Annotated in this window: 18 protein-coding genes and 2 pseudogenes; 5 read left to right on the top strand and 15 right to left on the bottom strand. The window is 45.6% G+C overall.

All coding sequences use genetic code 11. From position 1 onward, the window contains the following. Positions 1 to 41 precede the first annotated feature (41 nt). Positions 42 to 1,275 (top strand): annotated as a pseudogene (gene tyrS / locus A9236_RS01000) (tyrosine--tRNA ligase). 13 nt (positions 1,276 to 1,288) lie between these two features. On the opposite strand, the gene ruvB reads toward tyrS, so the two are convergent. The 10 genes from ruvB to A9236_RS01050 form a co-directional block, all read right to left on the bottom strand. Beyond that, on the bottom strand, positions 1,289 to 2,353 hold the full coding sequence (ruvB, locus tag A9236_RS01005) for a Holliday junction branch migration DNA helicase RuvB (RefSeq protein ID WP_071466170.1): 1,065 nt from the start codon (positions 2,351 to 2,353) through the stop codon (positions 1,289 to 1,291). 27 nt (positions 2,354 to 2,380) lie between these two features. Continuing rightward, complete coding sequence (ruvA, locus tag A9236_RS01010; protein WP_071466169.1) at positions 2,381 to 2,962, bottom strand: Holliday junction branch migration protein RuvA; 582 nt, start codon at positions 2,960 to 2,962, stop codon at positions 2,381 to 2,383. A gap of 29 nt (positions 2,963 to 2,991) precedes the next feature. Continuing rightward, positions 2,992 to 3,510 carry a crossover junction endodeoxyribonuclease RuvC gene (gene ruvC / locus A9236_RS01015; protein ID WP_071466168.1) on the bottom strand — a complete coding sequence of 173 codons (519 nt, stop codon included), beginning with the start codon at positions 3,508 to 3,510 and terminating at the stop codon, positions 2,992 to 2,994. A 30-nt stretch (positions 3,511 to 3,540) separates the two neighbouring features. Beyond that, a complete protein-coding gene (purH, locus tag A9236_RS01020) occupies positions 3,541 to 5,121 on the bottom strand; it encodes a bifunctional phosphoribosylaminoimidazolecarboxamide formyltransferase/IMP cyclohydrolase (protein ID WP_071466167.1) in 1,581 nt (526 codons plus the stop codon). A 37-nt stretch (positions 5,122 to 5,158) separates the two neighbouring features. Then, positions 5,159 to 5,398: a helix-turn-helix domain-containing protein gene (locus tag A9236_RS01025; RefSeq protein ID WP_071466166.1), complete on the bottom strand. Its 240-nt coding sequence runs from the start codon at positions 5,396 to 5,398 to the stop codon at positions 5,159 to 5,161. Between the two features lie 46 nt (positions 5,399 to 5,444). After that, entirely contained in the window at positions 5,445 to 6,461 is a 1,017-nt protein-coding gene (gene dusB / locus A9236_RS01030) for a tRNA dihydrouridine synthase DusB (protein WP_071466165.1), read from the bottom strand. Between the two features lie 153 nt (positions 6,462 to 6,614). Continuing rightward, positions 6,615 to 7,772: an FAD-dependent monooxygenase gene (locus tag A9236_RS01035; protein WP_071466164.1), complete on the bottom strand. Its 1,158-nt coding sequence runs from the start codon at positions 7,770 to 7,772 to the stop codon at positions 6,615 to 6,617. A gap of 3 nt (positions 7,773 to 7,775) precedes the next feature. After that, positions 7,776 to 9,140: an aminopeptidase P N-terminal domain-containing protein gene (locus A9236_RS01040; protein WP_071466163.1), complete on the bottom strand. Its 1,365-nt coding sequence runs from the start codon at positions 9,138 to 9,140 to the stop codon at positions 7,776 to 7,778. Next, positions 9,133 to 9,849: an N-acetylmuramate alpha-1-phosphate uridylyltransferase MurU gene (gene murU, locus A9236_RS01045; protein ID WP_071466162.1), complete on the bottom strand. Its 717-nt coding sequence runs from the start codon at positions 9,847 to 9,849 to the stop codon at positions 9,133 to 9,135. Before murU ends, A9236_RS01040 begins: the two co-directional genes overlap by 8 nt. A 12-nt stretch (positions 9,850 to 9,861) precedes the next feature. Then, positions 9,862 to 10,863 carry an aminoglycoside phosphotransferase family protein gene (locus tag A9236_RS01050; protein ID WP_071466161.1) on the bottom strand — a complete coding sequence of 334 codons (1,002 nt, stop codon included), beginning with the start codon at positions 10,861 to 10,863 and terminating at the stop codon, positions 9,862 to 9,864. A 33-nt stretch (positions 10,864 to 10,896) separates the two neighbouring features. Here A9236_RS01050 and A9236_RS01055 point away from each other — a divergent pair, with 33 nt between their 5' ends. The 4 genes from A9236_RS01055 to rsmA are packed head-to-tail and all read left to right on the top strand — an operon-like array spanning position 10,897 to position 16,629. After that, the gene (locus A9236_RS01055; RefSeq protein ID WP_071466160.1) at positions 10,897 to 13,416 is read left to right on the top strand and encodes an LPS-assembly protein LptD; all 2,520 of its coding nucleotides are present in this window, start codon (positions 10,897 to 10,899) and stop codon (positions 13,414 to 13,416) included. Then, positions 13,413 to 14,867, top strand: a complete 1,455-nt coding sequence (locus A9236_RS01060; RefSeq protein ID WP_236638649.1) for a peptidylprolyl isomerase — start codon at positions 13,413 to 13,415, stop codon at positions 14,865 to 14,867. The genes A9236_RS01055 and A9236_RS01060 overlap by 4 nt, the downstream gene beginning before the upstream one ends. Beyond that, the gene (pdxA, locus tag A9236_RS01065) at positions 14,839 to 15,849 is read left to right on the top strand and encodes a 4-hydroxythreonine-4-phosphate dehydrogenase PdxA (protein ID WP_071466159.1); all 1,011 of its coding nucleotides are present in this window, start codon (positions 14,839 to 14,841) and stop codon (positions 15,847 to 15,849) included. The genes A9236_RS01060 and pdxA overlap by 29 nt, the downstream gene beginning before the upstream one ends. Before the next feature lie 3 nt (positions 15,850 to 15,852). Next, complete coding sequence (rsmA, locus tag A9236_RS01070; RefSeq protein WP_071466158.1) at positions 15,853 to 16,629, top strand: 16S rRNA (adenine(1518)-N(6)/adenine(1519)-N(6))-dimethyltransferase RsmA; 777 nt, start codon at positions 15,853 to 15,855, stop codon at positions 16,627 to 16,629. Positions 16,630 to 16,634: 5 nt separating this feature from the next. Here rsmA and A9236_RS01075 read toward each other — a convergent pair whose 3' ends face one another. The 5 genes and pseudogenes from A9236_RS01075 to lnt all read right to left on the bottom strand — a co-directional run bounded on the left by A9236_RS01075 (position 16,635) and on the right by lnt (position 22,184). After that, positions 16,635 to 17,369 (bottom strand): 1-acyl-sn-glycerol-3-phosphate acyltransferase, encoded by a 735-nt coding sequence (locus tag A9236_RS01075; protein WP_071466157.1) that lies wholly within the window; start codon positions 17,367 to 17,369, stop codon positions 16,635 to 16,637. A 7-nt stretch (positions 17,370 to 17,376) separates the two neighbouring features. Beyond that, entirely contained in the window at positions 17,377 to 17,949 is a 573-nt protein-coding gene (gene gmhB / locus A9236_RS01080; RefSeq protein ID WP_071466156.1) for a D-glycero-beta-D-manno-heptose 1,7-bisphosphate 7-phosphatase, read from the bottom strand. After that, positions 17,946 to 20,086 (bottom strand): annotated as a pseudogene (gene glyS / locus A9236_RS01085) (glycine--tRNA ligase subunit beta). The gene gmhB and the pseudogene glyS overlap by 4 nt, the downstream one beginning before the upstream one ends. Further along, positions 20,083 to 20,967, bottom strand: a complete 885-nt coding sequence (glyQ, locus tag A9236_RS01090; RefSeq protein ID WP_071466154.1) for a glycine--tRNA ligase subunit alpha — start codon at positions 20,965 to 20,967, stop codon at positions 20,083 to 20,085. Before glyQ ends, glyS begins: the two are co-directional and overlap by 4 nt. 59 nt (positions 20,968 to 21,026) lie before the next feature. After that, positions 21,027 to 22,184: an apolipoprotein N-acyltransferase gene (gene lnt, locus A9236_RS01095; protein WP_236638650.1), complete on the bottom strand. Its 1,158-nt coding sequence runs from the start codon at positions 22,182 to 22,184 to the stop codon at positions 21,027 to 21,029. Positions 22,185 to 22,188 lie beyond the last annotated feature (4 nt).

The raw sequence follows: 22,188 nt of genomic DNA on the forward strand, positions 1-22,188 counted from the left end.
ATTTAAATACTAATTTAACCTAAACAGTTAACTGAATCAGCATGACGGCTAAACCAGAACAAAAATATCCTTTGACCCCCGAAGTCTTTGCGGGCACTCGAAGTCACTAAACGTGGCTGTGATGAGTTGTTAGTTGAAGCTGATTGGGTGCAGAAGCTAGCTCGTAGCCAAGCCACTAAGACCCCTTTGCGAATTAAATTGGGCTTAGATCCAACTGCGCCAGATATTCACTTGGGTCATACCGTTGTTCTCAATAAATTGCGGCAGTTACAAGATTTAGGGCATACCGTCATTTTCTTGATCGGTGATTTCACCAGCATGATTGGCGATCCATCGGGCCGAAATGCTACGCGCCCACCATTAACTGCGGAAGAGATCGCAGTGAATGCTGAGACTTACTATCGTCAAGCCAGCATGGTCTTAGATCCTACTAAAACAGAAGTGCGTTACAACAGTGAGTGGTGTGATCCCTTGGGCGCACGCGGCATGATTCAGTTGGCAGCAAAACATACTGTTGCGCGCATGCTAGAGCGCGATGACTTTACTAAGCGTTATCGCAGTGGCGTACCAATTTCTATTCATGAGTTTTTATATCCCTTGATGCAAGGTTATGACTCGGTTGCCCTGAAGAGCGATCTAGAGCTTGGTGGTACTGATCAAAAATTTAATCTTCTAGTGGGTCGTGAGCTCCAGCGAGAGTATGGTCAAGAGCCCCAATGTATTTTGACTATGCCTTTGTTGGTTGGTCTTGATGGTGTTGAGAAGATGAGCAAGTCCAAAGGTAATTACATAGGCATCAGCGAGCCTGCTGGTGATATGTTTGGCAAACTCTTAAGCATCTCAGATGATTTGATGTGGGATTACTTCACATTGCTGTCATTCCGCCCAATGTCAGAAATTGATTTAATGAAGCAAGAAGTAGCCGCTGGACGCAATCCAAAGGATTGCAAGGTATTGCTCGCCCAAGAAATCGTGGCACGTTTTCATTCACAGGCAGCAGCAGAAAAAGCGTTAGAAGACTTTAATCACCGCGCTAAAGGTGGTGTACCAGATGATATTCCGGAGGTAAATCTCTCCGGCGCCCCAATGGGAATTGCTAATCTTCTCAAGGCTGCAGGGTTGGCACCCTCTACATCAGAAGCGATGCGTAACATTGAGCAAAACGGCGTAAAGCTTGATGGCGAAACTGTTTCTGATAAACAGACCAAAATTGAAGCCGGAACCTATGTGGTGCAGGTGGGTAAGCGTAAGTTTGCTAAGGTTACGCTGAATTAATTTAGGGCGCGGCCTAGATATCTAGGCTGCTGCTTGGCGGCGTTAAGCCAAAGTGCTCATAGGCCTGGCGGGTTGCTACACGTCCGCGCGAGGTTCTTTGTAGATAGCCTTGTTGAATAAGGTAGGGCTCTAGGACATCTTCAATGGTGTCGCGCTCTTCACCAATCGCTGCAGCCAGGTTATCAATACCGACGGGTCCGCCATCAAACTTATGCAAGATGGCTTCTAGCAATTTTCTATCCATGACATCAAAGCCGCTTGGATCGACATCGAGCATTTTTAATGCAGCATCAGCCATCGCTTTGGTGATGGTGCCGGTACCTTTTACTTCTGCATAGTCACGTACGCGACGTAGTAACCGATTTGCAATACGAGGTGTGCCACGTGCACGCTTAGCAATTTCAACTGAACCCTCTGGATCAATGTTTGCCTTCAATAGACTTGCAGAACGGGTGATGATCTTAGTGAGCTCTTCGGTATTGTAGAACTCGAGTCTTGCAACAATGCCGAATCTATCGCGCAATGGATTGGTCAGCATACCTGCGCGGGTTGTGGCGCCAATTAAGGTGAAAGGTTTGAGATCAATCTTGACGCTGCGTGCTGCAGGACCTTCGCCAATCATGATATCGAGGCTATAGTCCTCAAGCGCTGGGTACAGAATCTCTTCAACCACAGGAGATAGGCGATGGATCTCATCAATGAAGAGCACATCATTGGCTTCTAGATTGGTCAGTAATGCAGCGAGATCACCGGGTCTATCTAGAACTGGTCCACTCGTTTGACGCAAGTTCACGCCGAGTTCGCGTGCAATGATATGGGCAAGGGTAGTTTTTCCAAGGCCTGGGGGGCCAAATAAGAGAACATGATCCAGCGCTTCTTGTCGTGCTCGAGTAGCGCTAATAAAAATCTCTAATTGGGCGCGAGCCTTAGTTTGACCAACATACTCATCGAGTTGTTTTGGGCGCAGTGCTCTTTCAAAGACAGCCTCAGAATTGCCTGCTGCACCGCTGACAATACGGTCATTACCTTCCGGTAAGTCTTCAGGAATCGAGCTTAGGTCGTCAGTGTGAATTGCCATACTGCAAGTGTAGTGGTGTTTGCTTACTTATGGCTTAGATAGATACTTTAAGCCCATACGAATGCCATCAGAAACTGAGGTGTCTGGAGGGATTTGCTTGAGAGCTAAGAGAGCCTCTTTTTCTGAATAGCCTAAAGCCAATAGTGCTTGTAGTACTTCGCTATTGGAATCCAATGCTTGGGGTTTGTCTGTGGCAATGCCTAAGTCTGGGGCTAATTTACCTTTGAGCTCCAAGCAAAGACGCTCGGCAGTCTTTTTACCGATACCGGGAACTTGGGTCAGTCGACCAGCCTCTTGTAGGGCAATGGCTTGCGCTAATTCATTTACGCTCATGCCAGATAGAACGGCTAAGGCGGTTCTAGAGCCAACACCGCTGATCTTAATTAACTGCCTAAACGCCTCACGTTCAGTCTCGTTAGCAAACCCAAACAGTTGCTGCGCATCTTCACGAACTTGGAAGTGTGTCAGCAGGGTAATTTTTTGACCTGCTTGGGGTAGTTGATACAAGGTACTCATGGGCACATCAACCTCATACCCAATGCCTTGGCAATCTACCAAGAGGCGAGGTGGATGAACTGAAACGAGAATTCCTTGAATGCGACCAATCATGTAGAGATCTTAACCTGTGATGTGTATTTTTACTTGCTACGTTTTTTTGGAGCCAAGGCTGCAGTAATTGCTTTCGGAATCTGTGCATGATGAGCTGCGCAGATGGCGACTCCCAATGCATCTGATGCATCAGTTCCTGGTGCGCGATTTAATCTTAATAGGCGTTTGACCATTTCTTGCACTTGAGGCTTAGCTGCGCGACCCGTGCCGACGATGGCTTGTTTCACTCTTAAGGCGCTGTACTCAGCAACGGGGAGCTTTTCTGAAACGAGAGCAGCAATAACTGCCCCTCTAGCTTGACCTAGCATTAAAGTAGAGCGTGGGTTCACATTGAGGAAGACTTCTTCGATTGCCGCTGACTCTGGATGATAAGTTTCAAGAACTTCTTTAACTCCAGCATAGAGGGCGCCTAAGCGCTCTGGTAAACCTTTGGCAGGGTCGCCGCTCTCAATCGTCCCTGAGGCTACGTAAGTCAGTTTTTGGCCATCAACATCAATGACACCAAAACCGGTAGTACGCAAACCAGGATCAATTCCTATCCAGCGCATAAGTCTTCTATGTATTCCAACTCTTGTTTATTAGTGACGGAAATGACGGGTACCAGTGAAGATCATGGCGATCCCATGTTCATTGGCTGCAGCAATGATCTCATCATCACGCATGCTACCTCCTGGTTGAATCGCGCAACTTGCCCCACCATTGACTACTACATCTAGGCCATCACGGAATGGGAAGAAAGCATCACTTGCTACAGCTGAGCCCTTAAGGCTGAGGCCTGCGTTTTCAGCTTTGATACTAGCCATCCGCGCAGAATCCACGCGACTCATTTGGCCCGCGCCAATACCCAGAGTCATGCCATTTGCACAGTAGACGATCGCATTTGATTTAACAAACTTGGCAACCCGCCATGCAAACATCATGTCATTTAACTCGCTAGGTGTAGGCTGTCTTTGGCTAACTACACGCATCTCACTTTGCAAAACATTCTTCGCATCTGGTGATTGAACTAGCAAGCCACCGCCAACTCGTTTGAAGTCATAGGTATTGAATGCATTCCCTAATGGGATTTCTAAAAGACGTACATTTTGTTTGGCAGCAAAGATGGCTCTTGCTTCATCGCTAAAGCTAGGAGCAATCAACACCTCTACAAATTGTTTGGATATCTCTTGGGCAGCGGCACCATCACAAGGAACGTTAAAGGCAATGATTCCACCAAAAGCTGAGCTGGGGTCTGTTTTGAAAGCCTTTTGATAGGCTTCTAGTGCTGTTGCGCCTACAGCTACACCACAAGGATTTGCATGTTTGATGATGACGCAAGCTGCAGCCCCACCAATGTTGCCAGTAAAGCTCTTCACGCACTCCCATGCAGAGTCGGCATCGGCGATATTGTTATATGAGAGTTCTTTGCCCTGCAATTGCTTATAGTTTGCAAGGGCGCCCTCTACTGGATAGATGTCTTTATAGAAGGCTGCAGATTGATGTGGGTTCTCACCGTAACGCATCTCTTGGACTTTTTCAAAGGCCAGATGCAGAGTTTCTGGATAAGCAGAGCGTGCCTTATGATCCAAATCATCACCCAGTGCAGACAGATAGTTAGCTATCGCGCCATCATATTGTGCTGTATGTGCAAATACCTTTTTAGCTAAAGCCAAGTTCGTTTTGTAAGAAACCGCATTTTGGTTAGATTTCATTTCAGCCAATACCGGAGCGTAATCTTCAGGTGAGATAAGCACAGTTACATCTTGATGATTTTTAGCGGCTGCACGTAGCATGGCTGGGCCACCGATATCAATATTCTCAACCGCATCTTCAAATGAGCAACTTTCTTTGGCAACAGTCTCATTGAATGGATATAGGTTGATGACCAACATATCGATCGTATCGATGCCGTGCTGCTTGAGCGCCGCCATATGCTCCGGAAAGTCTCTGCGGGCGAGAAGGCCGCCATGAACCATTGGGTGAAGTGTCTTTACCCTACCATCTAACATTTCTGGGAATTTAGTCAAAGAAGAAACCTCGACTACGGGTAAGTTATTTTCAGCCAAAAGTTTTGCTGTGCCACCAGTAGAAATGAGTTTGACGCCTTGCTCATGAAGAGCTTTGGCAAAAGGCACGATGCCACTTTTATCGGAGACGGAGAGTAGGGCTGTACGGATCATAGTTTTCGAAAGATTGAATAATTAAATGGCTTTAGGATTACTTCAGAATTTGGTGCTCGACCAATTTCTTATGGAGGGTATTACGGTTGATGCCAAGGTACTGGGCAGCCAAAGATTGATTCTGTTTGGCATGCTGCATGACAAGCTCTAACATCGGCTTCTCAACTACTGCTAATACCATGTCATATATATCGGTTGGTGGCGTACCTTTAAGGTCATTAAGGTATCCCTGGAGTTGCATTTCAATGCATTCAGTAATGGGGTGCTTATTACTCATAAAATTCTATAAATCCTTAAAGCTAAAAATAAAAATAACTTGATTGCTAGGCTGCTTCTAAAAAAAGTAAGCGGTCAGAATGCGATTTCATCTCATCAAAATAATCATTCACCATTTGTAGCTGTGTTCTGCAATCATCAGCGGTGTTCATGCGTTGACGGAAGGCATGTGAATCACGCAATCCTTTGCAGTACCAGCCAATATGTTTACGGGCAGTGCGAAGACCAATGTGCTCGCCATAGAACTCGTAGTGATCGAGGAGGTGGGCATTCATGATGGCCTGAATTTCATTAATCTCGGGAGTGGGTAGCTTGCCACCGGTTTCTAGATAATGATTGATTTCACGAAATATCCAAGGGCGCCCTTGTGCGGCGCGTCCAATCATGATGGCATCAGCACCAGTAATCTTTAAGACCAGCTCTGCTTTTTCTGGAGTATTGATGTCGCCATTGGCAACTACTGGAATACCAACATTATTTTTAACGGCAGTAATCGTTTCATATTCTGCCTCACCGTGATAGAGGTCAGCTCGTGTGCGTCCATGAACCGTAAGCATCGAGATACCAGACTTTTCTGCAAGACGCGCAATCTCAATGGCATTTTTGTGCTCGCGATCCCAGCCTGTGCGGATTTTTAAAGTAACCGGGACTGCATCTGGACCTACACCAACCGCATTGACCACCGCTTCTAGGATTTGTTGTACCAGTGGCTCGTCACGCAGTAATGCAGAGCCTGCAGCAACATTGCATACTTTCTTCGCAGGACAGCCCATATTGATATCAATAATTTGTGCGCCATGATCTACATTGATTTTTGCAGCGGCCGCCATCATTGCCGGATCTGCACCTGCAATTTGGACTGCGATCGGTTTAAATTCGCCCACATGATTAGCGCGACGTTGTGTCTTTTCACTTTTCCAAAGCAGGGCGTTAGAGGCCACCATTTCTGAAACGGCATAACCAGCGCCTAATTTCTTGCAAAGTTGCCTAAATGGACGATCCGTTACCCCGGCCATAGGGGCTACAAAAAGTCTATTTGCAAGGAGGTGGGGACCAATCTTCATCGAATGAGGGTTTTGCTTGTGTGACGCAGTCAAAGTGTTGCGGAAAGCATGACACTTTAGCACAATCTAGCTCAAATCTGCCTATTTTTTAGGCAGATGGATTGATAGGGGTGAAACAAGAAAAGCTTGGGTTTAGAGGGTTATTTAAGCCTCTTAGCGCCTTCCAAACATCATCTGGCGAGCTAAGGCTGTTTTGACTGGAGGAAGCCACTGAAGGGCCGATAAAGCTAATCCACGAGCCATCACTATTGGAGCTAAGTTTGACGTAAATACTCTGGCCATAAAGTCTGTCAGGCCAATGGTTGTTGTTCTATCAGCCTTGCGACTTTGCGCATAGCTTTCCAATGTATTTTGAATCTGCTCTCGGGATTGCGTATTTGCTGCGCCGGAAAATAGCTCAGCCAATTTTTCTGCAAGTAAAAAAGCATCACGTAAGCCTAAGTTCAAACCTTGTCCTGCAACCGGGTGCAAAGTTTGTGCGGCATTACCAATCCAAACTTCATTCGCTTTTGTAATTTGTTTGCGATAGTTTAGACCAAGTTGATATAGGCGACGATCTTGAATTTTTAGAAAACGCCCAATGCGGGAGCCAAATTCATTTTGTAAAGAGATGAGAAATTCTGCATCGCTCAGCTGTAAACGTTGCTGTGATGATTCTGGAGTGCCGCACCATACTAGGTTCAAAATATTGGAACCATAGTGACTCGGCAGAACTGCCAATGGACCCTCAGCAGTAAAGCGCTCCCAAGCTTGATGGGGGGCTGCATTTTCTACTTCAACTAAACCCACTAGGGCTGATTGACCATAGTCTCTACCGGATTCAACCCAGTCTTGTTTTGTAAAGAGACCGCCCTCAGCATGCACGATACACCTAGCATTGATGACTGGATGCTCATGATTACCATCAAGGTGTTGCCAAGCAAAATTTGAACTCTTTACCTTTGTCTCTCTTAATGCTTGACGAAGAGTGAGGTGAATATCGCGATAGCGAATGATATGACCGAGAGCATCTTGTTGGAGTTCCTCGCGAGTCATCAAAGCGCGACCAAAGCGACCCGCTTGAGAAACATGAACACGATGAATGTCAGCACAATCAGTTGGCCATGCATTGATCGTATTGAGCAACAATTTGCTGCCATGTGAAAGGGCAATGCCACGGCTGTCAGCGGCCGCTAGCTCAGCATCATCGGCTGGATTACGGTCAAGCAGTATGAGATTTGCATCAGGAAATTTTTGTAATATCCAGGCAGCACAGGCAAGGCCAACGGGGCCACCGCCATGAATCAAAATATCGCAATTCTTTGAGCCCATGATTTAGATATTTTTCATGAGGGCTTCAATTTCATCGACATTGACTGGAACACCCCGAGAAATCAATTCGCAGCCCGAGTCATTAATGACTGCATCATCTTCAATGCGGATACCAATATTCCAGAAGGCTTGATTAATATCATCGGCAGGTCTGACATAAAGACCTGGTTCGATCGTGATGACCATGCCACTTTTCAGAATACGCCAAGGCTTTTCTTCTTGTGCTGTAGCAATAGATTCGCGGTACGAGCCCACATCATGAACATCCATGCCTAGCCAATGGGAGGTACGGTGCATGTAGAAGCGGCGATATGCTCCAGTTTCAATGGCATTTTCGAGTGAACCTACTTCTGAAAGTTTGATGAGTTTTTCATCTAGTAATCCTTGAGTAAGTACTTTGAGTGCGGCCTCATGAGGCTGCATAAAAGTATTTCCCGATTTTGTTTGTGCAATTGCTGCTTCTTGTGCGGCGAGTGTGATGTCATACAGCGCACGTTGTGGTCCAGTAAATTTTCCACTGACTGGAAAGGTGCGAGTGATATCAGAGGCATAGCCATCTAGCTCACAGCCTGCATCAATCAAACAGAGTTCGCCACTACGTAATTCGGTAGAGCCAGCGCGATAGTGCAGAATGCAGGAGTTAGCTCCCCCAGCAACAATGCTGTTGTAGGCAACACTTTGAGCTCCACTATGACGGAACTCATGAAGTAATTCCGCTTCCAGTTGGTATTCACGCATACCGGGCTTACAGGCTTTCATGGCACGTACATGAGCACGTGCAGAAATAGCGGCAGCACGACGCATGATATCGATCTCATGAACATCCTTGAATAATCGCATTTCATGAATGAGTGTTTCAACATCATGAAACTCTGACGGTGGATTTATTCCGCTGCGAGCTTGTCCACGCACTTGTTTCATCCAGTGGCGTACACGTCTATCTGCCTCTGCGCTCTCAGCCAGACGGATATAGACTGAATCTTGATCGGCCAATAGTTCGCCCAGTTTTTGATCCAGATCTTGATTGCTGTGCGCATACTCAATGCCAAGGGCTGCTGGCGCAGCTTCAGGCCCCAAGCGAATACCATCCCAAATTTCTCGTTCAAGATCCTTGGGTCTGCAAAATAAATGGGATTGAACTTGAAAGCTTTTACCAGTTGCTTCAACCTTCATCACTAGGGTTGCGCCTGGCTCCTCAAAACCTGTCAAGTAGAAAAAATCACTATCGTGCCGATAGGGAAATTCACTATCGCGGTTACGTGCAAGTTCAGGTGCTGTTGCAATAATGGCAATACCACCCCTAGTTTTAGCAAACATCTGTTTTGCTAAGGCATTTCTACGAAGCTGATAAATATCGGTTTTATTCATATGCAGCGTTAAGCTCTTGTAAGCGTTGTGGCGTACCTACATCGTGCCATGGGCCGAGATATTTTTCACCGGTCACTTTATTTTGCTCCATTGCTTCTCTGAGTATTGGAGCCAATTTAGCAGGAGCGCCATACTCTAGACCCTGAAAGAGGTCTTTGTGATAAAGGCCAATTCCAGAAAAGGTCAGTCTTTCTGCGCCATCCAGGTCATGTGAGCTCACTTGAGAACCCTTTAAGTAGAAGTCTCCCTCGGGATGTTGGTTAGGATTTGGCACCATAAAAAGATGCGCCAAGGGTTTATTGGGACCCTTGCTGAAATTAGAGGCTGTATCCAAGATTGTCTCTATTGGTAGATTGGGGCTAAAGACATCTCCATTAATGACTAGGAAATAGTCATCTGGCTTAAGTAGGGGTAATGCTTTCACAATTCCGCCCGCAGTTTCTAAAGCGCTTACCTCTGGTGAGTATTGAATGTCGAGACCAAATTGCTCGCCTGCACCTAAAGCAGCTTCAATCTTGTGACCAAGCCAAGCATGATTGATGACTACATTTTTAATGCCCGCATTCGCAAGCGCTTTTAGATGCCACGCAAGAAGCGATTTGTTCTGAACGCTTAATAAAGGTTTAGGTAAATTATCAGTAAGTGGGCGCATACGCTCACCTCTACCTGCAGCAAGCAAGAAGCAAGGAAGAAGATTGCTTTTATGCATTCTATTTTCTAATTATTCTTTGTGTAAGCGAGTAGATTCTAATAGTCGTGCTAGTGGTTTAAGTTCGATATAGCGATTGGCTGTAGCAATAGCGTATTTCAAAACCAAAGGAATGTCTTTGAGGTAACCATTCTTGCCATCGCGATGAAAGAGTCTGGCAAAGATCCCCAGAACCTTAAGGTGGCGCTGCAGGCCCATCCACTCGAAGTCGCGATAGAACTGGCCGAAATCATCCGGCATTGGAAGTCCAGTCTTGCGGCCTTGTTCCCAAAATTTAATGACCCAATCAATCACTCTTTCTTCAGGCCATGCGATATAAGCATCACGCCATAAAGAAGCGGCATCGTAAGTGATTGGTCCATAGACGGCGTCTTGAAAGTCTAATACGCCAGGATTATTTTTCTCTGTCACCATGAGGTTGCGTGAATGGTAATCACGATGAACATAGACTTTTGCTTGCGCTAAATTATTTTCAATGATGAGTTTGAATGATTGCGTCATTTGCGCTTGTTGTACATCAGTCAATTCAATTTCAAGATGTTTGCGTAAATACCACTCTGGAAATAAATCCAATTCACGTTGCAAGAGCGCCTCATCATAATTTGGCAGCACATTAGGTTTACTTGCTAACTGCATTTTTATCAATGCATGTGTTGCATCTTGGTAAAGGTGGTTTGCCGTTTCATCATTCAGTTCGGCAAGGTAAGTTTTATTGCCAAGATCATTTAATAAAAGAAAGCCCTTTGCAGTATTTTTTTCCAAAATTTTAGGTACATTGAGGCCTGCTTCAGAGAGCAAAAAGTCGACCTGAATGAAGGCGTCTAGAGGTTCATGCTGTGGAGGGGCATCCATGATGATCAGAGTCCCAAAATCGGGGTTTTTAGACTCGATTCGGAAATAGCGCCGGAAGCTGGCATCAGCCGAGGCTGGCGCCAAAGTATCAAGATCTAATTGCCAGCTAGGCTGGAGGCCTTTTAGCCAGTCACAAAGGGTATTTAAGCGAGCGTCAGTCATGGTCGATTCGTATAATAAGCGGGGTCTGGATCCATGAGTCATTATCGCCTTCGCGCCGGCCTTCGCGCCCCTCTTTTTTTAGCCATAACCCTGCGCATAACGATCGGGGTGGTATTGCTCCCGTTTGCGCTTTCAGCAAGTGCTCAAGCACCTGCTGCATTACCCCCAGTTTCACAGGCTACACAGAATTTCACCCTCTTGCCAGATCGCGGAAATGTCACTGTCCTGAAGTTAGATGATCAACTGCGTGTGGGCAAACCCATTGCCGATGGTGAGGCGCTCACTTTTACATCCAGCGATGTGATTGATGGGGTTGTTGAGCGCGATATGCATTTGAAAGGTCGCGCACAAATTCGACGTAATGGCGCTGTTTTAAAAGCAGATGAAATTACCTACAACCCAGATACCGATATTGCAGATTTAAATGGCAATGCCGAGTTGTCTAAAGGTAATACTACCTTTAAGGGCCCCAAAGGACAGTTTAAGGTAGACGCCCGTGAGGGCTCTATGGAGACGCCTACCTATGAGCTTAGGGATACGCGCGGTAATGGCACGGCAAATAAATTAACGGTTCAAAACTCTGACATCTTTGTATTTGATAAAGCTACTTACACTACCTGTACTCCAGAAAATATGGATTGGTATTTCACAGTAAGTAATTTAGAGATCGATAACGAGCAAAAAGAAATGGTTGGCACTAATGGCGTGATGCGTTTCTTTAATGTACCCATTGCTTATGTTCCCTATTTCACAGCCCCAACTTCGGGAGAGCGAAGAACGGGTTTATTGGCTCCTGTAGTTGGGTATAACTCAAATAATGGCTTAGATATTACGCAGCCTTATTACGTCAATATCGCGCCCAATCGGGATTTATTACTCATGCCCCGAGAGATGAATCATCGCGGCGTGATGTTGGGCGCGTCTTATCGCTTTTTGGATAGAGAATATTCGGGTGTAGCAACTGGTGAGTATTTACCTTATGACAGACAAACAGGTACTAATCGCTGGAAATACGATTGGCAGCAAAGACAGGTATTTTTAGGTGGGGTTGGTCCTGGTGGAGCACCATTACCTGGTTCATGGAGTGGTTATGCCAATATGTCCCGAGTATCTGATAGCTTATACCCAACAGATTTTTCTCAAAGTATTGCTGGACAAGTTACTAGCCAGTTTCGACAAGAGGTGGGAACCACTAAACAGCTCACGGGTGAATTGAGTAATTGGACCGTTGGTGCTAGAGCATCTACTTTTCAAACACTGCAGCCAGATCCAAACAATTTGGTTCAAGCCCCGTACAACGTGTTGCCTAACATTACGGCTGCCTATAACAGTCAATTGAGTCCAGTGGTGTCTGATGCAAGCGGTAGGTATTTGGCATTACCTGCCGGACCAAAGACCACTTTTTCTACTGATTACACTCGCTTCGCTTATGCCCTAGGCAGCAACTTTAATGCGCCACCTCCGGGGGGCTATACGCAAGCTGATCGAACTGTCGTCAAAGGCGCTTTATCCCTCCCACAAATTACGCCTGGTTATTACATTACGCCAACAGTGAGTTTTCAGTCGAACACGTACAACGCAACTGCTTATACCCTTGGAACTCCAAATGCCCAAGGATTCACTATTCCAACATTCACTTTAGATTCTGGATTGTCGTTCGAGAGAGATGCTGCTGAGCTTCATGGTTTCTTTGGTCGAGATATGCTGCTAACAATGGAGCCTCGAGCTTTCTATGCATATACGCCATATCAGAGTCAGGCCAATACCCCTTTGTTTGATACAGCTGACGCCGGTTTTGGTGTATCTCAGATTTTTACTGCCAACAATTTCATTGGTAATGACCGTGTTGCAGATAGCAATGCAGCGACAGTAGGATTGACTAGCAGAATGATTGAGGCAAATACTGGCGCTGAGCGAGCTAACGTAACACTTGCACAGAAGCAACAGTTCGCAGCCCAAAAAGTGGGTCTTAATGGCAACATAATTGATCCTTCTACTTACTCTGATACATTGGGATCCGCCTCAGTTCGCTTGTTGGGTAACTTTAGTGCTGACATGTTTGGTCAATACAACACGCAATTAAATCGTTTTGTGCAAACTACGGTTGGCGCTAGTTGGCGACCCACTACCGGTCGAAGTCTTAATTTTGGTTACCGTAATGTTTGGTCGCCTCCCATACAAGCTTCGGCACAAAATAATCAAACTTTTACGCCTTCAGCAACTACAACTGACCAATACAATATCTCTGGTCAATGGCCTATTACGCGTGAAGTTTCTGTTCTAGGTCGTTGGGGCTACGACGCTTTGACGATTAAAACATTAAACACACTTGTTGGTCTGGAGTGGACAAGGGATTGCTGGACTTTCCGTGGGGCGTACTCGCAGGCAGTCAATACCTCGCTCATTACCACCACCCAGGTACTCTTTCAGGTGGAATTTAGAGGCTTTGCTAGCGCAGGAAGCAATCCAGTTGATATCATGAAGTTAAATGTTCCCGGATATATGCCTACTTCTAAGCCTATACCACCTTCTATTTATGAGAATTATCAATGATGCTTTGTGGCAAACGATTAAGTAAAACAGTGAAATCCTTATTTATTTGTGGAGCATTTCTGCTATGTTCTTTTGCAAGTGCTCAGGATGCACCAAAAGCAAGCGCCTCTAACGACAGCAAGATTCGGAATATTGATGGAGTAGCTGCTGTTGTAAATACCGGCTACATCACTCGTAAAGATATTGATGATCGTATTGCAGTCCTCAAAAAGCAAGGAACAAAATTACCTGATGATGGATCTTTGCGTAAAGCTATTCTCGAGCGGTTGATTCTTGAAAAAATTCAATTGCAAAACGCTGAACAAGAGGGGGTTGTTGTTACCAATAAAGAGTTGGATAAGATTATTGGTGATATTGCCGCAAAGAATAAAATTAGCTATGCAGAATTTAAGGAAAAAGTAGTTGCTTCTGGAAGTACGTTTGATCGCTACAAGCAACTGTTGCGTGACGACGTTATGCTTTCGCGATATCGCGAGCGGGAAGTCGAGGGTAAAATCAAGATCTCTGACGCTGAGATCGATAACTTTATAGCTGAGAGAACGCGGGCCATGAGTGGTAGCAGCACTTCACGACCTTCTCCGGCAGCCAAGGGGGAGCCAGAAGAAATTGATGTGGCTCAAATTTTTATTCCTGCTGATGCTGGAGTGGGCGCTCAGGCTGAGGCAAAAAAGCAAGCGGATCAATTGCTGCGTGATGCAAAAGGGGATGTTGACTTTTTGCAACTCGGTGCTATGGCAGCGAAAGACAATCCAAAAATTAAGTTCCAAGATTTAGGTTATCGCACACCAGATAGGTTGCCTCAATTGTTTTATGAGGCCATTCGGAATACAGGTGGCGGTCAGGTTGCCAATGCTGTAGTGAAGAGCCCAGCTGGATACCACGTGTTAAAGGTTATGGATCGTCGTGCTGTTATGGCTGGCGCCAATCCTCAGCAGCAGCCTACTTCACAAGAGGCCGCATCTAATTTACCGCAAAATATTATGGTTACCCAAACGATGGCGCGCCATATTCTTTTAAGAAATCGTGCTGGCTTGACTGACCAAGATGCAGAGCGGCGCCTTGCAGGATTTCGTGATCAGGTGCGCGCTAAGACTGCTGATTTTGGTGAGCTTGCAAAAAAATATTCTGAGGATGGTTCGGCATCTAATGGTGGAAACCTTGGCTGGATGGGTCCCGGGGATTTAGTCCCTGAATTTGAGCAGGCGATGAATCGTTTGCAAATTGGTGAAGTGAGTAATCCAGTGAAAACTGAATTCGGGTGGCATTTGATTCAAGTATTGGAGCGTCGTGATGCTCAACTTACAGTAGAGAAGCAGCGTCAATTTGCAAAAGCTGCTATTCGGGAAAGAAAATTTGAGCAAGCTTATCAAGATTGGCTGCGAGAGTTAAGAGATACGGCAACCGTAAAAATCTTGAATGTAGATGATGCAGCAACTTCCGCACCTCGTTAATATCGCAGTTACTACCGGTGAGCCTGCTGGTATCGGACCTGAGGTTTCGGTAGATGCTGCCCAATCTTTCTTGGGAGAGTGCCCCAATGCAAAAATTACTTTGTTGGGTAATGCCAATTTACTAGCTGGGGCAGGTCAGGATCAATTCAGCTCCATAGAGCGCTTAATCATTCGAGACATTGCTTTAGGCGCCTCGGTAAGTCGTGGGGTATTAAATACTCAAAATGCTCAATACGTCATTGAAACCTTGAATCAAGCTATCGATGGGTGTTTGCAGGGTCAGTTTGATGCCATGGTCACGGCACCAATTCAAAAAAGTATCATTAACTTAGCAGGCACACCATTTACAGGACATACAGAATATTTGGCGCAGCGCTGCAAGACTCACCATGTGGTGATGCTGCTTTGCGCAACGCTAGCCAAAGGTTTTTTAGGTCTTAAGACGTCAAGAGATTTGAGGGTTGCACTTGTGACAACGCATTTGCCCCTGAAAACAGTTTCGTCAGCTTTAAACAAAGAGCTTGTATTGGAAACTATTCAAATAGTGCAACATGATTTGCATACAAAGTTTGGAATCATTAATCCAGCAATTCGTGTTGCAGGATTAAATCCTCATGCCGGCGAGTCTGGCTACTTAGGTTATGAAGAGATTGAAATCATTACCCCTGCAATTGAAGCCGCTAAAAATCTTGGCATCAATGTGTCTGGCCCCTATCCTGGTGACACCATGTTTGATCCGGCTGCCTTAGAGGACGTGGATGCTTTTATTGCGATGTATCACGATCAAGGGCTGGCACCTTTTAAATTCGTCAGTTTTGGAGGTGGGGTCAACGTTACTTTAGGGTTGCCAATCATCCGCACCTCTGTAGATCATGGAACTGCTCTTGATATTGCTGGTAAAGGCCTTGCAGACTCGGGCAGTATGCTGGAGGCTCTCCGTTTGGCTTATCAGTTGGCACTTAATCAAAAAGAGAAGCGCTAATCTATGCATCGCGCACGCAAACGATTTGGCCAAAATTTTCTTCAAGACCAAGGCGTTATTTATTCAATAGTAGCCCTTATTAATCCTAGTCCCGATATGCATGTAATTGAGATCGGTCCAGGACTTGGCGCCTTAACTAGACCACTAATGAGCAATCTTGATCAATTAGATCTTCTGGAGATTGATCGAGATTTAGTGGCGTATTGGAATCAGGAAAATCTTAAGGGATTAACTGTGATTGAGGGAGATGCTCTCAAATTTAATTTTGATGAGTGGGCGCAGAATCGTATAGGCAAAACCGGTCTTTGTAAGGTTGTGGGTAATTTGCCTTACAACATTTCATCTCCCTTACTTTTTCATTTAGTATCGGCTGCGGCTCATATTGATGAGCAGGTCTTCATGTTGCAGACTGAAGTTGTAGAGCGAATGGTCGCTTTGGCCGGGAGCTCCGATTTCAGTAGGCTATCAGTGATGTTGCAGGCCCGCTATGATATGGAGCTTGTTCTCGAGGTCTCTCCAGAAGCATTTGATCCAGCCCCAAAGGTCAACTCTGCAGTGGTGCGAATGATTCCAAGAAAAGATTTCAATTTAAGTCAGTCGCAATGGAATGCATTAGAACAGGTAGTTGCAGCAGCCTTTTCACAGAGAAGGAAAATGCTACGTACTAATCTGCAAAGCTTTTCTGAGAGACTCAAGCTTTCGGAGATAGAGCTTAAGGCGAGAGCTCAAGATATCTCAGTAGATCGGTATATCGAGTGGGCTAAGGTTTTAGCCCACTAAAAAAATTACTTGTAAGCGCTTGGGTCAATTACGCGCATTTCTGCTTCAATCCAACCTTCTACTTCTTGTTGAAGCTCTTCCCCTGATTTACCTTCTGAAGTAATTGCTGGCCCGATTGAAAAAATCACGGTACCAGGCTGCTTCAAAAAACTATTTTTTGGCCAGCAAGTACCAGCATTATGGGCGATGGGAATGACTAATGCTCCAGTGGCACTAGCTAAGCGTGCTCCACCTTTGCGATATGGCTTTGTAGAACCTCGTGGAGTGCGAGTACCCTCTGGAAAAAGCATGATCCATTTACCCTCGCTTAAACGCTTACGCCCTTGGCTTGCTACAGATAGAGCTGCTGTTTGTTTGTCGGCACGATTGATATGAATCATTTTGAGTAAAGCCAAAGCCCAGCCAAAGAATGGAATCCAAAGTAATTCACGCTTGAAGACAAAGCAGAGCTGCTTTGGCAACAGCGCTATGTAAGCAATCGTTTCATAGGCGGATTGATGCTTGCTTAAAATAATGACGGGCTCATTCAAAACTGCGCGCATATGCTCCATGCCACGAATTTCATAATGTATATCGCAGAGATGCCATAGCAGCCAAATCACAATCTTGTTCCACAAGCCGATAAAGCTATAGCGATTTTCTGGACTCAAAAAAGGAAATACCAGTATGCATAGCACTGACCAAATTGGCGTAAATACCAGTAAGAAAAGTGCGAATAGGGTGGAGCGAATCAAGACCATGAATATCCTAAGCTTGGTTTTCTAGCAGTGTAGTTGCAAAAGCCATCAGATCTGCATGAATTTGCGTGCCCTCTGGTAGCCCACCTTTAGCTAGAGTTTTCGTGCCTTTGCCGGTCAGCACTAAATGAGGTGATGCACCCAGAGCTATCCCAGCCTGTAGATCTCGTAATGAATCACCAACAATCGGTACACCCAATAACGGTTGGGTACTGTTCGTCTTTTTGTAACGCAGGGCGATTTCTTTCATAAGTCCAGGCGCTGGTTTGCGGCAAGCGCATGCACTAGCATCGGTGTGCGGACAAAAGAAAATGCTGTCGATATTGCCGCCTAGGGGCTGGAGTAACTTTTCCATCTTGCTATGCATAGCATGCAGATCACTCATTGCAAAGTAACCTCTACCTAAGCCAGACTGGTTGGTGGCAATCGCAATCTGATAGCCAGCTTGATTCAGTAGTGCGATCGCTTCGAGGCTTCCAGGAAGCGGCACCCACTCATCTACGGATTTAACGTAATCATCGCGATCTTCATTGATCACGCCATCACGATCGAGAATAATGAGCTTAGAAGAGCTAGTGCTCATGCTAATTTGCCGAGATCGGCAACGAGATTCATTTTCTGGTGAAGTTGTTGCAGAAGTGCCAAGCGGTTATCGCGCAGCTCAGGATTGGGGTCCATCACCATCACATCTGCAAAGAATTGATCAATTGGAGCGCTCAGAGTCACAAGTGCTTTTAGGAGCTCTACAAATTGACGCTTTTCATAAGCAGCATTCAGTGCTGGGCTGACTGTTTCCAAGGCTTGGTATACGGCAACTTCTGCTGGGATTTGTAAAAGATTTTTTGAGCATGCAGCAGGGATAGCAGTAGCCGTCTTCTTGAGAATATTACTGATGCGTTTATTAGCTGCAGCTAATTGTGCCGCTTGAGGTAGCGCATTAAATTCACGTAGAGCTGTCAAACGCTCAATTAAATCATTAATTTGTGCTGGTGATTGGCTGAGAACAGCTTCAATTTCTGCACTCGTAAATGGTTTGCCGGCCACCGACTGGTCGCGTAGATAAGCGCGAAGGCGATCAATGATGAATTCATAAATGTCGGCTGCCTTGGCTTTCTCTTTAACCTCATTTTGCGAAAATTGTGCGCGCGCCAATTCGATTAAATCGGGCAAACTTAAAGAAAGATTCTTTTCTGCAAGTAGACGACAGATACCAAGTGCATGACGACGCAGTGCGTAGGGGTCTTTATCGCCTGTGGGGGCCAAACCTACGCCCCAAATACCAACGAGAGTCTCTAGCTTGTCAGCGAGAGCCAGGATTGTGCCCGTTTGAGTTTGTGGGAGAGTATCGCCAGCAAAGCGTGGCATGTAATGCTCACTGCAGGCTGCTGCAACTTCAGCATTTTCACCATCATGCTTGGCGTAATAACTTCCCATGATGCCCTGAAGCTCTGGGAACTCTCCAACCATATCAGTCAACAAATCAGTCTTTGCAATCTCTGCTGCACGACTGGCTAATTTTTCATCTGCATGGAGTTTTTGAGCAATGCTGCTAGCAATCGCCTGAACGCGTTTAGTGCGATCAAGTTGGTTACCTAGTTGATTGTGATAAACCACTTTTCCAAGATCAGCAACCCGTGAGGCTAATGGACGCTTTTGGTCTTGTTGGAAGAAAAACCGAGCATCAGAAAGACGGGGGCGTATAACGCGTTCATTACCAGAGATGATGGCCTGTGGTGTAGCAGTTTCAATATTAGAAACAATTAAGAAGCGATTGCGTAATTTGCCATGCTGATCAGTCAAAGCAAAGTACTTCTGATTTGTTTGCATTGTCAGAATCAAGCACTCTTGCGGAACCTCTAAGAACTCTTGATACAAAATGACACTCGTAAATAGCTGGCCATTCAACAAGAGTCAGTCACTTCATCTAATAAGCTGCCTGGCATCAAGACTAAATCGTCCCCAGCCGCTTTCAACAAAGCCGCTTCAATTTGTGAGCGACGCTTGCTAAAACTAGGAATGATTTTTGCTTTACTTTGCAGATCATGCTCGTATTGCTCTGCTGCGCTAATAGTAAGTATCCCGGGCGCTAGGAAGCGATGCCCTTCGGTTTGCTTATCAGCATGAATTCCAAGACTGCTGATCTTGAGAACCGTATTGCCGTGCAAGGCAATAATGCGATGCGCAGGACGTGCAAATTGAACATCGGCTAACTGGCCATCTTTTTGAAGCACTTGGTAGTGCATCATTTTTGCGATTGGTAGTTTGCTCAGCGTTTGCTCAAGTGCAGTTTGTGCGGTTTGCTCGAGCGCTGCACCTTTTGCAATGACGTTTAGAAAAAGCGCCTCATTCTTACCTTCGCCTGATTTTTCCAAAGTAGTAAGGTCAATATCGCCATAGCCAAGTGCTGCTAATTTTTTTAGTAAGGGGGGCGTAGCTTGTCCCTCAGCGTCATAAGCAATTGTCGTTGGCAGTAACTTTTCTCTCACTGGATAGTCTTGCGCTTGACTGAGTACATGACTAATCTGAACTGCTAGACGACGGGGGGTAGCAAAGCTATTAACAACAGATGATTCTGTTGTGAGATTAGCTGCTTTGAGGGCATTAAAAATACCCTCACTAAAGGCATCACCCAAACGACGAAGTGACTTCGGCGGCAACTCTTCAGTGAATACTTCAATCAATAAGTTGGCTGATTGAGGGTTGGAATTAGATGTGCTCATACTTTAGCTTGGCGTTGACACATAGGGAAGCCGAGTTTTTCTCGGGATTCGAAATAAGCTTGGGCAACTGCGCGAGATAGGTTTCGGATGCGACCAATATAGGCAGCGCGCTCAGTCACTGAGATGGCGCCACGTGCATCCAAGAGATTAAAGGTATGCGCAGCCTTGAGAACCATCTCATATGCAGGCAATGCCAATGGCACTTCCATTAAGCGCTTTGCTTCGCTTTCATAGTTGTTGAAGTTGGCAAACAGAAGGTCAGTGTTGGAGTGTTCGAAGTTGTAGCAAGATTGCTCAACTTCATTCTGGTGATATACGTCACCATAAGAAATTCCTTCAGCCCAAACAAGGTCATATACGTTTGAACAGTTTTGGATATACATTGCCAAACGCTCAATACCGTAAGTGATTTCACCCAATACGGGTTTGCAATCTAAGCCACCTACTTGCTGAAAGTAAGTAAATTGGGTAACTTCCATGCCGTTGAGCCAAACCTCCCAACCCAATCCCCAGGCGCCTAGCGTTGGGTTTTCCCAATCGTCTTCTACAAAACGAATGTCATTCTCTTTGAGGTCAAGTCCAAGTGCTGCAAGAGAGCCTAAGTAGAGCTCAAGAATATTTTCTGGAGCAGGTTTGAGAACTACCTGATATTGATAGTAGTGTTGCAAGCGATTGGGGTTCTCGCCGTAGCGACCATCTTTTGGTCGGCGAGATGGCTGAACAAAGGCGGCCTTCCAGGGTTCTGGACCGATGGCACGTAAGAAAGTGGCGGTATGAGACGTACCAGCACCAACCTCGAGGTCGATAGGTTGCAATAGGGCACAACCTTGTTGGTCCCAATAATCTTGAAGTTTGAGAATGATTTGCTGAAAAGTAAGCATGATTAACCTGGCTAAGCCATTGATTTTACATGGCTAGGATGCTGCAGAGTCAAAAATGACTAAAAACGTCGATGACGAATAAAGCCCCAGATCAGCAGGAGGCTGGAAATACTCAAAATAGGGATATTTCCCCAGAGGACATAAGGCGTTTTACCAGAATAGGCTTGCACTTGGGCGCTTAAACTTGCTTGGGTGAATTCTGGCAGGGATTGCAAGATCTTCCCATTGGGTCCCAGTACTGAGGTAATGCCCGTGTTGGTAGCACGCAAAGCTGGCATACCGGTTTCTAGGGAGCGCAATTGCGAGAGTCGTAATTGTTGAGCGGGTGCTTGAGATTGACCAAACCAAGCCAAGTTAGTTAAGTTAATCAAGAGATTGGTAGGTTCTGGATTGCGCCGAATTCGACTGGCAAGTTCACCACCAAAAACATCTTCATAACAAATAGTGATGGCTGCATGAAGCGAGGGTTGATTTTTTCTTCGAATAGTGAAGTTGGCTTGATCATTTCCGCCCCTTGCAAAGTCGCTTAAGGGAACGCTAAAAGCATTAATAAACCAATGAAAACCAGGTGGAATAAATTCACCAAAAGGTACCAAATGATTTTTATCATAGAGATAGGCTGGCGAATTCTGCGAGATGCCTAGTGCACGATTGGAATACTCTCGACCATTTCTTGCATCAGCAGCTCTACCAATGACTCCAAAGAGAAAGTTATTGCCCGTTCGATTCGATAGGCTTTGCAAGTTCTCAATAAGACCGCTAGGTAAGTCATGTTCTGGCCAGGGAAAAGCAGTCTCTGGAGCAACTACCAGCTCTGCCAGTGACTGCGATATTGAGGCATCATAGAACTGAATTTGCTTCAATATACCCTCAGGTCTAAATATGAGGCTTTGAGCAAAATTTCCCTGAATTAATTCAACGGTAATGGGTTCACCAGTTGGCTTGGTAAAGCTCCATAGGCTTGAAATGATTGTTAGTGCGCTAATGAAGATTATTGATGTAGCACTATTTAAGAATGCATTTTTGAGTCTGGTGATTTGCCAAGAGACATAGACAGTTAAAAATGTGCAACCTAGACCGCCTACATAAGGCGCAATAGCAGCGAAAGGCCCATTCACTTGCGCCTCAGCAAGCCCCATCCATGGAAAACCCGTAAATATTTCGCCACGTAAATACTCACTTACTACCCAACTAGACGCTAGAAATAATCCAAGCATGCTG

It is taken from the genome of Polynucleobacter sp. QLW-P1DATA-2 (assembly GCF_001870365.1).
Lineage (GTDB): Bacteria > Pseudomonadota > Gammaproteobacteria > Burkholderiales > Burkholderiaceae > Polynucleobacter.

Coding starts and splice junctions, on each gene's coding strand:
- pdxA (WP_071466159.1), top strand. CDS start 14,839: ATGATGCAGCAACTTCCGCACCTCGTTAATATCGCAGTTACTACCGGT.
- A9236_RS01055 (WP_071466160.1), top strand. CDS start 10,897: ATGAGTCATTATCGCCTTCGCGCCGGCCTTCGCGCCCCTCTTTTTTTA.
- lnt (WP_236638650.1), bottom strand. CDS start 22,184: ATGCTTGGATTATTTCTAGCGTCTAGTTGGGTAGTAAGTGAGTATTTA.
- A9236_RS01040 (WP_071466163.1), bottom strand. CDS start 9,140: ATGAATAAAACCGATATTTATCAGCTTCGTAGAAATGCCTTAGCAAAA.
- A9236_RS01025 (WP_071466166.1), bottom strand. CDS start 5,398: ATGAGTAATAAGCACCCCATTACTGAATGCATTGAAATGCAACTCCAG.
- murU (WP_071466162.1), bottom strand. CDS start 9,849: ATGCATAAAAGCAATCTTCTTCCTTGCTTCTTGCTTGCTGCAGGTAGA.
- A9236_RS01035 (WP_071466164.1), bottom strand. CDS start 7,772: ATGGGCTCAAAGAATTGCGATATTTTGATTCATGGCGGTGGCCCCGTT.
- ruvC (WP_071466168.1), bottom strand. CDS start 3,510: ATGCGCTGGATAGGAATTGATCCTGGTTTGCGTACTACCGGTTTTGGT.
- ruvB (WP_071466170.1), bottom strand. CDS start 2,353: ATGGCAATTCACACTGACGACCTAAGCTCGATTCCTGAAGACTTACCG.
- A9236_RS01050 (WP_071466161.1), bottom strand. CDS start 10,863: ATGACTGACGCTCGCTTAAATACCCTTTGTGACTGGCTAAAAGGCCTC.
- purH (WP_071466167.1), bottom strand. CDS start 5,121: ATGATCCGTACAGCCCTACTCTCCGTCTCCGATAAAAGTGGCATCGTG.
- ruvA (WP_071466169.1), bottom strand. CDS start 2,962: ATGATTGGTCGCATTCAAGGAATTCTCGTTTCAGTTCATCCACCTCGC.
- dusB (WP_071466165.1), bottom strand. CDS start 6,461: ATGAAGATTGGTCCCCACCTCCTTGCAAATAGACTTTTTGTAGCCCCT.
- gmhB (WP_071466156.1), bottom strand. CDS start 17,949: ATGAGCACTAGCTCTTCTAAGCTCATTATTCTCGATCGTGATGGCGTG.
- A9236_RS01075 (WP_071466157.1), bottom strand. CDS start 17,369: ATGGTCTTGATTCGCTCCACCCTATTCGCACTTTTCTTACTGGTATTT.
- A9236_RS01060 (WP_236638649.1), top strand. CDS start 13,413: ATGATGCTTTGTGGCAAACGATTAAGTAAAACAGTGAAATCCTTATTT.
- rsmA (WP_071466158.1), top strand. CDS start 15,853: ATGCATCGCGCACGCAAACGATTTGGCCAAAATTTTCTTCAAGACCAA.
- glyQ (WP_071466154.1), bottom strand. CDS start 20,967: ATGCTTACTTTTCAGCAAATCATTCTCAAACTTCAAGATTATTGGGAC.